The sequence below is a fragment of the Veillonella sp. ACP1 genome (assembly GCF_000286635.1).
GTDB classification, from domain to species: Bacteria; Bacillota; Negativicutes; order Veillonellales; family Veillonellaceae; genus Veillonella; species Veillonella atypica.
This window is the reverse complement of the sequence record NZ_ALKL01000024.1, coordinates 114,720-126,831: the sequence shown is the minus strand read 5'-3', so window position 1 is coordinate 126,831 and position 12,112 is coordinate 114,720. Positions and strand designations below refer to the sequence as shown.

At 39.2% G+C, this 12,112-nt stretch carries 15 protein-coding genes; 9 read left to right on the top strand and 6 right to left on the bottom strand.

The annotated features are described in order from the left end of the window. Positions 1 to 17: 17 nt before the first annotated feature. From HMPREF1151_RS08705 to HMPREF1151_RS08690, 4 genes are all read right to left on the bottom strand, one after another. The gene (locus HMPREF1151_RS08705; RefSeq protein ID WP_009661758.1) at positions 18 to 326 is read right to left on the bottom strand and encodes a MazG-like protein; all 309 of its coding nucleotides are present in this window, start codon (positions 324 to 326) and stop codon (positions 18 to 20) included. 184 nt (positions 327 to 510) lie between these two features. Beyond that, on the bottom strand, positions 511 to 978 hold the full coding sequence (locus HMPREF1151_RS08700) for a hypothetical protein (protein ID WP_009661825.1): 468 nt from the start codon (positions 976 to 978) through the stop codon (positions 511 to 513). A gap of 190 nt (positions 979 to 1,168) precedes the next feature. Further along, positions 1,169 to 1,489 (bottom strand): type II toxin-antitoxin system RelE/ParE family toxin, encoded by a 321-nt coding sequence (locus HMPREF1151_RS08695; protein ID WP_005381530.1) that lies wholly within the window; start codon positions 1,487 to 1,489, stop codon positions 1,169 to 1,171. Between the two features lie 2 nt (positions 1,490 to 1,491). After that, a complete protein-coding gene (locus HMPREF1151_RS08690) occupies positions 1,492 to 1,737 on the bottom strand; it encodes a type II toxin-antitoxin system prevent-host-death family antitoxin (RefSeq protein WP_005381552.1) in 246 nt (81 codons plus the stop codon). A 288-nt stretch (positions 1,738 to 2,025) separates the two neighbouring features. On the opposite strand from HMPREF1151_RS08690, the gene HMPREF1151_RS08685 reads away from it, so the two are divergent. From HMPREF1151_RS08685 to rbsB, 8 genes are all read left to right on the top strand, one after another. Continuing rightward, positions 2,026 to 2,547 (top strand): cysteine hydrolase family protein, encoded by a 522-nt coding sequence (locus tag HMPREF1151_RS08685; RefSeq protein WP_005384462.1) that lies wholly within the window; start codon positions 2,026 to 2,028, stop codon positions 2,545 to 2,547. Positions 2,548 to 2,626: 79 nt separating this feature from the next. After that, complete coding sequence (locus HMPREF1151_RS08680; RefSeq protein WP_005381558.1) at positions 2,627 to 3,283, top strand: NAD(P)H-binding protein; 657 nt, start codon at positions 2,627 to 2,629, stop codon at positions 3,281 to 3,283. 24 nt (positions 3,284 to 3,307) lie between these two features. Then, complete coding sequence (locus HMPREF1151_RS08675; protein ID WP_009661851.1) at positions 3,308 to 3,484, top strand: hypothetical protein; 177 nt, start codon at positions 3,308 to 3,310, stop codon at positions 3,482 to 3,484. A 187-nt stretch (positions 3,485 to 3,671) separates the two neighbouring features. Then, positions 3,672 to 4,559 carry a ribokinase gene (rbsK, locus tag HMPREF1151_RS08670; RefSeq protein WP_009661829.1) on the top strand — a complete coding sequence of 296 codons (888 nt, stop codon included), beginning with the start codon at positions 3,672 to 3,674 and terminating at the stop codon, positions 4,557 to 4,559. A gap of 204 nt (positions 4,560 to 4,763) precedes the next feature. Further along, positions 4,764 to 5,177: a D-ribose pyranase gene (gene rbsD / locus HMPREF1151_RS08665; protein ID WP_009661732.1), complete on the top strand. Its 414-nt coding sequence runs from the start codon at positions 4,764 to 4,766 to the stop codon at positions 5,175 to 5,177. A gap of 45 nt (positions 5,178 to 5,222) precedes the next feature. Beyond that, positions 5,223 to 6,704: a sugar ABC transporter ATP-binding protein gene (locus HMPREF1151_RS08660; RefSeq protein ID WP_009661806.1), complete on the top strand. Its 1,482-nt coding sequence runs from the start codon at positions 5,223 to 5,225 to the stop codon at positions 6,702 to 6,704. Continuing rightward, the gene (gene rbsC, locus HMPREF1151_RS08655; protein WP_009661706.1) at positions 6,704 to 7,639 is read left to right on the top strand and encodes a ribose ABC transporter permease; all 936 of its coding nucleotides are present in this window, start codon (positions 6,704 to 6,706) and stop codon (positions 7,637 to 7,639) included. The genes HMPREF1151_RS08660 and rbsC overlap by 1 nt, the downstream gene beginning before the upstream one ends. A 9-nt stretch (positions 7,640 to 7,648) precedes the next feature. Further along, on the top strand, positions 7,649 to 8,551 hold the full coding sequence (gene rbsB, locus HMPREF1151_RS08650) for a ribose ABC transporter substrate-binding protein RbsB (RefSeq protein ID WP_009661879.1): 903 nt from the start codon (positions 7,649 to 7,651) through the stop codon (positions 8,549 to 8,551). Between the two features lie 250 nt (positions 8,552 to 8,801). Here rbsB and HMPREF1151_RS08645 read toward each other — a convergent pair whose 3' ends face one another. Then, on the bottom strand, positions 8,802 to 9,203 hold the full coding sequence (locus tag HMPREF1151_RS08645) for a hypothetical protein (protein WP_038141571.1): 402 nt from the start codon (positions 9,201 to 9,203) through the stop codon (positions 8,802 to 8,804). Between the two features lie 158 nt (positions 9,204 to 9,361). On the opposite strand from HMPREF1151_RS08645, the gene HMPREF1151_RS08640 reads away from it, so the two are divergent. After that, complete coding sequence (locus HMPREF1151_RS08640) at positions 9,362 to 10,555, top strand: protein kinase (RefSeq protein WP_009661762.1); 1,194 nt, start codon at positions 9,362 to 9,364, stop codon at positions 10,553 to 10,555. A 215-nt stretch (positions 10,556 to 10,770) separates the two neighbouring features. Here the strand turns inward: HMPREF1151_RS08640 and HMPREF1151_RS08635 are convergent, their stop codons facing one another. Next, positions 10,771 to 12,099: an S-layer homology domain-containing protein gene (locus HMPREF1151_RS08635; protein WP_009661760.1), complete on the bottom strand. Its 1,329-nt coding sequence runs from the start codon at positions 12,097 to 12,099 to the stop codon at positions 10,771 to 10,773. Positions 12,100 to 12,112 lie beyond the last annotated feature (13 nt).

Genomic DNA, 12,112 nt, shown 5'->3' with positions numbered 1-12,112 from the left:
TCTCGACTTATATAAACTCACTTCAGATTTTTTAATCTTTCAGTGAGAAACGTTTCTACACATTCCTCAAAGCTTAGATCCATGCGTTCCGCAAGGATTGCTAACCACCATACACATTCACCGATTTTAGATGGTAACAATTCTTTGTCTGCACTAGGCCAACGACCTTGATTATCCATAGTCAATCGCCCCACTAAGCCCGCATCAGTTAAAAATGCCAACGCATCTTCTTCTACCGACCAAACAGAACCATGTATCTCTTTTTCTAGTTCAAAATATTTATTTCTTATTTCTTTTGAAAGTAAGTTTACTTCTTTTAAATCCATGATGTCCTCCTAGAAAGATTTCTTAATACCCAAATCAAGTATAGCCTGATTCGTCTTAATCTATTATCAATACATGCTAAATCAATTAAATAGCTAAAATCTAGATCTACCTGTTCTCTTGGTGTTAAAAATAGAATAAGAATGGCTTAATACCCAACTAAGAAATATTAAGTCATTCTCATTTTTATTTTCCTGAAGTTTTATCTTCGCTAGTTGTTTCAGCAACTTTCGCTCTAATATCTTTTGCCGCCCCTGCAGATTTTTCTTTAACGGTTTCAGTAATATCTTTAGCCGCATCAGCAGTTATATCTTTTACTTCTCTAGCCTTTTGTTTTAGCTCTTCAGCCTTTACCTTAAGGGTAGCTTCTAAATCTTTTGCCACATCTGCAGACTTTGCTTTTACCAATTCATTTACATCATGTGCTGCATCAGCCGATTTCGCCTTTACATCCGCCGCCTTTTCCTTAACTAAGCCCTTTACTTCTTGCGCCGCATCAGCGGATTTAGCCTTTACATCTGCCGCCTTTTCTTTAGCCAATACCTTTACTTCTTGCGCTGCGTCAGCAGTTAAATCTTTCACAACACTAGCCTTGGATTTAGCTAATTCTTTTACGTCCTTTACCGCATCTCCCAATTGATCTAGAAATTTCATGTTAGTTCCCTCCAAATAATTTTATAATGAATGCCTTCTCTCTTTCAATTACAGATTAAAATTAAATAAAATCTTACTTTTATATCATTAAATCACAATGCATTCAAATTATAAAGAGTGTTCACGCATCTTCATGTTACTATTAAAATCATTTTATAGCACCATCTATTAATGATGGTGCCTTTAAAAACTAATGTACTTCATCCAATAGTATTTTAAGATAATCACGTCTACTATTTAATATTCTATCAATATAAATAGTCCGATCTAAATAACGGTAAAAACTTAAATAATTATGACAAAGCAAATATCTATATTCAATTTTACTTCCCATGTTTATCAATAATCGCTGTCCCATTTCTGGAAAAGCTCTTAAAGAATCATTCGTAGTCACTATATCCGAAATAGTTTTCTTAGCTAACTCAATATCCCCGGTTTCTTCTTCTATAAAGGATTTTATTTTAAGCAAATCTTCTCGTGCTTTTGGTGCATAACTAATTTGATGATCCATAGTTAAATCCCCAATTCACTCTTTAGTTGCTCTGATGAAATCCACCCTTGTTCTTCACCAGATTTGCGACCTGTCTCTAAAGCGCCCATAAGTTTTATCGTAGCCATTACACGTTCATAATCTTGAATATCCATAATTGCATATCGGCCTCTACCATTTTTAGTTAAGAATACAGGACTATCTATAGCAACATCACGCAATACTTCAGAATAATTACGTAAATCTGAAATCGGTTTTATATTCGGCATACCATCACCTCAAAAAAACTTTAGTAATATAACACTCATTTTTCAAATATCTTATTATTATTGTAGTTAAATTATCATGTAAATTCAACATCAAATTTTACAGCTTTTCCCAAATTACTATCAACATATATGATACTGCTTTCTTCCTTTTCTTGTTATATACTTGTGATATAATGCGCATAGATACTTATATACGAAGAAATCGACAATAATTTAATAACTAATATAATAAATTCTAATTACATCCATGTAATACATATAATTTATCTTTAATAAAGGAAATCCATCATGGCACAAGCATTAATCGTAATCGACATACAAGAAGGCTTAGTTAAAGAAAATCCTTTCAATACAAAAAATTTTATCATAAATACAAAAGCAATCATTCAACATTTCAGAGATCAAAATATAGAAGTCATTTTTATCAGACACTCTGAAGCTGAAGGTTTATTAGCAACAGGTAGCGATAATTGGCAAGTCTATCACGAATTAAAGCCTCAAGAAAACGAAAAGATTTTCAATAAATATTACAATAGCATCTTCAAGGACACTGAATTAAAGGAATATTTAAACCGAAAAAATATTACCGATTTAACATTTGTAGGAATGCAAGTGGAATTTTGCATTGATACATCTGTGAAAGTAGGCTTTGAATATGGTTATAAAATCACCATCGTCGAAGATGCGATTTCAACCTTTGACAACATCCATCTATCTGCCGATCAAATCTTATCCTTTTACAAAGAAAAAATTTGGAGAAATCGATTTGCGCAACTAAGAACAACAAAAGAAATTCTAGCTATTAATTAAATTGTTATTCTCACTTTCTCGTCATATAGTTGTGATATAATGCATATAAATACTTATGCCTAGGACATAGGAGGTCTACATGTACAAATATATTACAATCTTAGGCGCTGCAGGCCAAATTGCACAACGCTTAACGGCGACGTTATTAACATATACAGATATGCACATTACTTTATATGGACGTCAATTGAGCACACGCATTCATCCGGAAATTTTAGAACACGAACGGATAACCGTTATCGAAGGATCCTTTCAAAATCCTAAAAAATTAGAGGAAGCCGTTAAGAATACAGAAGTCGTATTCCTTAGTGCTATGGAAACGGGCAGTGATATGGCAGCGATTGTGAAAGCACTTGCTCGCCAAAACATTCGTCGTATCATCGGCTTATCCATGGCTGGCTTATCTGGTGAATTTCCAACAGCTTTAGAAAAATTTACCTTCGATAGTCTACCAATTAGCTATGTGCAAGGCGAACGTCAGGCGCGCAACGTATTACGCGAATCCAACTTAAACTACACGATTTTACGTCTACCTTGGCTTTATAATGACATGGAAAATACGAATTATGAATTAATCCCTGAAGGGGCTCCTTTCAATGATGCACAAGTTACACGAGAAGCTGTGGTAAAAGCCGTGTATGATATCCTACACGTTGAAGATGAAACGCCATTCAGCCGTGCCAGCATTGGTGTGGGTGAACCGGGTACACACTACGATAAACCATCATTTTTATAAACTACCATATATTAGGAGATATCTATGGGAAATTCAAATGATACAATCATCCTAGAAAGTAAAACATATAATAAATTAAAAGCCCAGTTAGAAATATTAACCGCTCTAGTAGAAGGACAAAATGATATCATTCAAGGACGTACAACAACCATAGAGGAAACTTTTAATAGTATTGATAAAAGGATACATCAATTAGACTAACCTAATATTAATATTATAAATGGTCTATAATTACATATAATAACTTCGGTATACATTTTTCTTTTTAGAAAGTGTATACCGTTTTTTTATTCCCAAAATTTATGGTTATTTATGTAGATAAACAACGTTATTTACGCTATACTAATAACAGAATTAAGATACACTAATAAACAGGTAAGGAGATATCATGAATCGCATTGTTGTTATAGGTAGTTGCAACATGGATATTGTGGTCCTCGCGGATAAACGTCCCGCAGCAGGCGAAACAATTATGGGCAACGAATTGCACATCGCTCACGGTGGCAAAGGTGCAAACCAAGCGGTTGCTGCCGCTCGCCTAGGCGCAGAGGTTACCATGGTAGGCTGCATCGGTCAAGATGCATATGGACAAATGATTTTGGATAACCTCAAAGAAAATCATATCAATACGGACTATATCGTCACTGTCCCAGATACGACAACAGGTACTGCTCATATCACGTTAGCTGAAGGCGACAATAGCATTATTGTCATCGCTGGTGCTAATGCTAAGGTAGACCAGTCTGTAGTCGATAATGCTTGGCCTGCTATCGAGCAAGCAGATCTCGTAATGGTGCAAAATGAGATTCCTATTCCAACTATTGAATACATCGTTCGTCGTTGTCACGAGGCTAATGTGAAAGTCCTCTTAAATCCGGCTCCGGCAGCTGATCTCAATCCTGAATGGTTGGAACTAGCAACCTATATTACACCAAACGAGCACGAATTATCGGCACTCTACCCTAACAAAACTACAGAGGAAACATTATTAGCTAATGAAAACAAGATTATCGTTACTCTTGGCAGTAAAGGTGTAGGCTATGCTGACAACGGCGAAATCCACACCGTATCCGGCTTCAAGGTTAAACCAGTAGATACAACCGGTGCAGGCGATACTTTCAACGGTGCCTTCGCAACAGCTATCGTTAATGGTAAAAGCTTAGCCGACGCATTGCACTACGGTAACGCAGCTGCGGCCCTCTCCATCCAACGTTTAGGCGCCCAAGGTGGCATGCCTACGAAGGATGAGGTCGACGCATTCTTATCAGATAAATAGTGGGGAGCTGACTAGGACTTTAAAAGCTCCACCGGCCGGGTCTGACTACGGCCTACGGCCTTCGCAGGGCCAAAGTCGCTTTGAAAGTCCTAGTCAGCTCCAACAAACATTTACCTAATAACGAATACTTTCGACCTCTATATAATAAAAGGAACAATGAACGAGGCTTTAGCAGCCTCATTCATTGGAATGAAAGGAATTTATATGCAACGACACGGTATTTTAAATAGTCATATTGCCAAGGTTCTTGCAGATCTTGGTCATACCGATACGATTTGTATTTCTGATTGTGGTCTACCCGTACCTGAAGGGGTTCAAAAGATTGACTTAGCCTTAGATTTTGGTGTACCAAGCTTTGAGCAAGTGGTATCCATCATCGCTAAGCATATGAAATCCGAAGCTGTTTATGTGGCAAAGGAAATTAAAGAACATAATCCTGAAGCTTATGACTTCTTGGAGTCTACCTTCCCATCCAATCAATACGAATGGGTTGAAACGAGCCATGAAGCTTTCAAAGAAGCAACAAAACAATGCAAATGCATTATTAGAACTGGTGAAGCATCTCCCTATGCGAACATTATCTTGCGCGCCGATTGTATTTTTAGCGATCGTCCCTAGAGCAATAAATTAAGAGATACTTTCACAAGTCATATAGGAGTAGTTATGGAAATTGTTATGTCAGGCATTGCAAAGGCATTTGGTACAAACCAAGTACTGCGCGATGTAAGTATTACCCTCAAGGAGGGCGAGGTTCACGCCTTGATGGGAGAAAACGGCGCCGGCAAGTCCACCCTTATGAATATCCTTACGGGCATTCACAAGGCAGATGCTGGTAAAATCACCATCGACGGCGTAGAGCGGACCTTCTCGAACCCGAGAGAAGCCGAGCTAAACGGTGTAGCTTTCATCCACCAAGAGCTCAACATTTGGCCAAATCTAACATTGTTAGAAAATCTATATTTAATGAGACCAAAGCGCAATAAATTCGGTATGCTCGATAAAAAAGCGATGCTCGAAGAAGCACAAAATACGTGCCGCGAACTAGGTATCGAATTGCCGCTCACAACAGAAGCAGGTCTTTGCTCCGTCGGTCACCAACAGATGACGGAAATTCTTCGTATCTTGATGTTAGATGCAAAGGTTGTCATCATGGACGAACCGACAGCAGCCCTAACAGAGCGTGAAACGGCGACATTGTTCAAAATGATGCGCAAAATGAAAGCCCGCGGCGTGGCTATCGTATATATCTCTCACCGTATGGAAGAGGTATTTAGCGAATGCGATACCATCACGGTTATGCGTGATGGTCACACCATCATTACAAAACCAACGGCTGAGATTTCTGTAGACGAAGTAGTACGCCACATGGTAGGTCGTTCTATCGACGAGTTCTATCCTGCTCGTACAACTACACCAGGCGAAGTTGTGATGAGCGTCGATAACCTCAAACCAGAAGGTTTCGACAACGAAATCTCCTTCTCCTTGCGCAAAGGCGAAATCCTCGGCGTCGCAGGCCTTATGGGCGCGGGCCGTACAGAAATTATGCGCGCTATCTTCGGCGTAGATAAACATAATGGCGGTACCGTAACAGTTAACGGTTCCATTCTCAACTGTAAAAAACCAGAAGATGCCATTAAAGCTGGCATTGCTTTCATCACAGAAAATAGAAAGAGCGAAGGCTTGATCCTCGATTTCTCCATCGGTTCCAATATTACATTGCCGAACCTTGGCGACATTTGTCCATCTCATGTGCTGGATAAGGGCAAGCTCAATTCCTTTGCTGACGAATTATCTAAAAAGCTAGGCGTTAAAACACAATCTATTCATGAACCGGCATCGTCCCTATCTGGTGGTAACCAACAAAAAGTGGTTATCGCGAAATGGGTTGGTAAAAAGCCATCCATCATCATCATGGACGAACCGACACGTGGTATCGATATCGGTGCGAAACGTGATATTTATGATTTAATGAACGAATTAACGAACGATGGTGTGTCCATTATCATGGTGTCCTCTGAGTTACCGGAAGTGCTAGGCATGAGCGACCGCGTTATGGTCATTCATGAAGGTCGCGTAGCAGGTATCTTGGACCGCTGCGATGCAACACCAGAATCGATTATGACATTAGCCACAGGAGGACAATAATGGACAGCAAAGCTCTACAATATGTAAAAAAATTAGGCCCCCTCATCGGCCTTATCCTATTATTTATCATTATCTCTGTCATGAACGACAGTTTCCTTGAATTCTCTAACTTGCGTAACTTGTTGCGCCAAGTATCCATCAATGCGATCATCGCCTTTGGTATGACCTTCGTCATCTTAACTGGCGGTATCGACTTATCCGTTGGTTCCATCCTTGCCCTCTCTAGTGCAGTAATGGCCAACCTCATCGTAACTGGTACTGACCCTGTATTAGCTATTGTATTAGCCGCCGGTGCAGGCCTTGTATTGGGCGGTATTAACGGTCTCGTTATTACTTATGGCCGCGTAGCTCCATTTATCGCTACCTTGGCGACCATGACAATCTACCGTGGTGCGACACTAGTATTCACAGACGGTAACCCAATCTCTGGTCTTACACAAGATCCTCTATTCCACGGCTTTGGCCAAGGGGATATTGCAGGCCTTCCAGTTCCAGCTATCACAATGTTCCTTGCTTTCATCATCCTCTGGTTCGTATTGAGCCGCACATCCTTAGGCCGTAAAACATACGCCGTAGGTGGTAGCGAAAAGGTTAGTTACATTGCTGGTATCAAGATTGACCGCATTAAAATCTTCGTGTATGCCTTGACTGGTATGCTCTGTGCTATCGCTGGTGCAATCATCACTTCTCGTCTTAACTCTGCACAACCTACAGCAGGTGCAGGCTACGAACTTGACGCTATCGCAGCAGTAGTTCTTGGCGGCACAAGCCTTGCTGGTGGTCGTGGTCATATCGTTGGCACATTAATTGGTGCCCTAATTATTGGTACCCTCAACAATGGGTTAAATATTCTCGACGTTTCCAGTTTCTATCAACAAGTTGTAAAAGGTATTGTTATTTTACTGGCTGTTCTTGCAGACCGTAAGAAAGCCTAGGAGGTTCCTATGAAAAAACTATTGTTACTGTTGGCGATGGCCGTTATGGTTATCGGTCTTGTAGCAGGCTGTGGTAAAAGCGCTGATAACGGCGGCGACAAAAAATCCGGCACTATCGGCTTCTCTGTTTCCACATTGAACAACCCATTCTTCGTATCTATGAAAGAAGGCGTTGAGGCTCAAGCTAAAGCGCTTGGTCTTAAAGTTAAAATCGTTGATGCTCAAAATGACCCTGCAAAACAAGCAAATGATATTTCCGACTTAATTGAAAGCGGCGTATCCGTATTGATCATCAACCCTGTAGACTCTGCAGCGATCTCTACTTCTGTAGAAGCAGCAAATGCTAAAAACATTCCTGTAATCACTGTTGACCGCTCTGCTGACAAAGGCAAAGTCGTTGCTCACATCGCTTCCGATAACGTAAAAGGCGGCGAAATGGCAGCTCAACTAATCGTTGATAAAGTTGGCAAAGCTGCAAAAGTAGCTGAAATCGAAGGTATCCCTGGTGCTTCCGCAACTCGTGAACGTGGCCAAGGTTTCCACAACGTAGCTGACAAAGACTTAACAGTAGTAGCAAAACAAAGTGCTGACTTCGACCGCACAAAAGGTTTGAACGTAGCAACAAATATCTTGCAAGCTAACCCAGACGTACAAGCTATCTTCGCTCATAACGACGAAATGGCATTGGGCGCTATCCAAGCAGCTAAATCCGCAGGCAAAACAATCTTCATCGTAGGCTTTGACGGTACTGCTGATGCAGACAAAGCTGTTAAAGACGGCACATTGGCTGCAACAATTGCTCAACAACCAGACCAAATGGGTAAAATCGCTATCGATACAGCTCAAAAAGTTATCAAAGGCGAAGCTGTAGATGCTAAAATCCCTGTAGATCTTAAAGTTGTTACAAAATAATTGTATATAGAAACTGGGTACAGAAAAAGAGTCGCATCATATGGTGCGACTCTTTTTAATTGCTAAATTATAGAACATTAGGAGATAGGGGCTCGAATACATCCCCTTCTACAAAATAGAACAGGCCTGTTCTAATTCTGAAACCACATATATAAGCTACTTTGAAATTGGTACAGGCGTGTACTAATTTATAAAATATATAGCTATTATATGCCTACTTCAATAATTTTTTTGATTTATGCAATATAAACTAAATTTCTTTAGGTTCTCGCTCAAGAAAAACTTTGAAAAACTCAATAAACTTGGGTAAATACGTTTGGTCTAAGCTTTCAATAGTCATCTTACACTCGTAATTATACTCACATATAACAACATTGATATTAAGACCACCTTTGAAATCTAATGTAAATATAAGTTTATTGCCACCGTTACTCAGATAATGGCGAAAACTAGCTTTTCCTTTACAAGTTTGATTCATGTCGACAAGCTCATTATAACCTCTATGTATCCCCCACCAATCACCGGTATCAATGATAGCTGAGCAACAATGATTCCCTTGTTTGATATAAATACAAAAGGCTCCAAAAGGAGATAGTTGTGTATCCATATCAAATGCTATTGTTAAATTAGATTCATTTACAATTTCATACATTATCATTACTCTCCGTAAACAACTTTATATTGTTTATTATAGCATCCAATCTAAAAGCTAATAAACTCAGATAATCTGAGTTGTAACTACATCCATAGAAAGGTTTTTTCTTATGCTATAATGAGCATATATAAAACTCAAAGGAAAGGAGGATTCATATGGAGTATGTATTACTCAACAAGGATACCCATCTCGTGCAGTTTTGCATAGAGAGGCACGAAGATGTTGTCAACTTAACCACATTGGTTCGCATGGATATTTCTGATTTAACAATCATAGATAATGCGACATTGCCAATAAATATGCAACCTACCATAAAAGGACTAAAAAATTGGTTATTACAACGTAAGATTCCAAATAATCGTGCATTTGTTGAGAATTTATTAGATGCCATTTCAGATACAGAAAATCCATATCGATATTTAGATGTAACCTATGGTCTATCTCTAAATGATACATATTGGGTCAAACCGACTCATTCCACTATTTCATGGTCAGATGTTAATTTATACGACAATCCATTTAGCGAAATTGTGGCAGTCATCGCTTTCACAGGCAAAGATAGTCATATACAAGGGATTGTGACGACCCCAGAATACACAACAAACGGCATGCTCCGTAAGTGTTGGCATCGTGAAAATGATGTCATTTATTTATATAAAGGTTCAACACCACGCTATGCCAATGGAGGGCTTGAGGCACTCAACGAAGTATATGCTAGTCAAATTGCAGCAGCTATGGGCTTAGCACATGTGGAATATAAACTCACTACATTCCATAATCAACTAGTCAGTGCTTGTCCTCTATTCACATCAGAACAGATTGGATATATGCCTATATCTGGGCTCTTAAATGAACCAATTTCTCGGGATGAACTCATGTTATATGATAAGCAGCACGATATAGCTAGCTTGTACGGTATTATCCCATTTTCTGATATGATGGTATTTGATGCACTCATTCATAACACAGACCGACATCTCAATAATTTTGGTGTCCTCATCGATAATGAAAGCAGCCGTATTCTAGGACCTGCCCCTCTCTTTGATCATGGCAACTCATTATTCTACAATGTAACTGATGATGAATACTCAGATTTAGATGCTGTAAAAGACATCAGTTTTTGGGGACTCTCCTTTGATACATTGGCAAAATTATATCTTCACGATTCGCACCGTGCCATGTTAACACCATTATTAGAATTTAAATTTAATCGTATCCCATCAGATATACTAACAGATGCAAAATTAGATATTTTAGAATCCTATATCCAACAACGATCTGCTTATTTCATACGTTTACTCGACGAAAAATACATCAATTTCATGCATCCTAATATACCTCAACAATAGCAAAAGAGGCTGTCAATAATGACAGCCTCTTATTACATTTTGTACAACCCCTTCTAAAAAATAGAACAGGCCTGTTCTATTTTTTAGTACCCCTATATATCCTTTCTTAGAATTAGTACAGGCCTGTTCTAATTCTAGAAGTACATATATAGGCATTCTTAGATTACTACAAGCCTGTACTAATTTTGGAACCACATATATAGGACGTTCTGAGATTAGAACATAAAGTTCACGTCTGTACGCCAGTAATCACCTAATTTATTACCGTCCATGTCTTTATTGCCGAAGCCATAGTAAGCACCGATGGATACATTTTGGAATGGTACGTAGTTTACATTAGCTACAAAGCCTTTAAAACCATTACGTACATGAGCAACGCCCTTAGTATCCACATAGTGTTGATTGTAGAAGCTATAGGCCGGTGCAAAGGCACTACTGAAGACAGGCGAGTTAGCTTCTTCATAGTAATATTGACCACGTACGCTATAAGTACGCGCTTTACTAATATTGTAATTACCATAACCTACACTAGCCATCCAAGCTTGGGAATTGGATATGCCTGGTGCTGTAAGCCATTCGCCGAATACGTTCCAACGGTTGAAGTTCATATTCGCGTTAAGGCCCCAAATATTTTTGTACGGGGAATCGATAAAGGATTTAACTTGTTTACCTGTAACCGCATCAATGTCTTGACCTTGGTATAATTTACCATTATGGAATCGGCCATACATACCGCCAAGGGTAACATGTTTGTTAAGTTTACCTTTCACTTCTAGCATAGCTGCAGAGATAGTGTTTTCCTTATTTTGGTACGTACCTGCACCACCCCACCAGTAACCATAGCTAGCGGATACATCTAGCTTACCATGTTTATACATGAGGCGCGCCCCATCGATGAGGTCATCATACATGAGCCCTAGTGCAGGCGTATAGAGTTGACGACCTACGCGCAATGTTGTGTCCTTGCCAAAATGATGATCTACATAGGCAAGATTTACTTGAGCTATATTAGCATTGCTATTGCCGAGCTCACCGGAACCTTGTACACGAACAACGGCATCGGTTTTATCATTGACCTTAGCATTAAAAATCACACGCGCCCGATAATCAAAGGAGGAATGCTTTCCATAAGCATACGCATCATTTTTCAATTGGCTGCCGCGATAGCGTAAACGATAATTTCCTGTTACCTTCACATTACCCACTTGATCTTCTAATTTTGCTACACGCACGCCCAATGTATTGAGTTCATTACTAAATTCATCGGCCAAGCGATTGATCATAGCTTGTTGTTCTGCATTAGCGCGGTCTTGATTCGCCATGGCTTTTGCTACCATTTGAGCCATTTCATAGCGTGTAATATCTTTATTGCCTTTGAAAGTCCCATCTGGATAACCATTAATAATGCCGGCAGATGCCAATTGTTCTACTGATTGATAGGCCCAACTAGAAGGCTCTACATCACTAAATGGATTGGCTGCATAGGCACTGACAGAACCCAATACAAAACAAGAAACTAAACTTGCTACTAATTTTTTATTCATAGAGATAACCCAC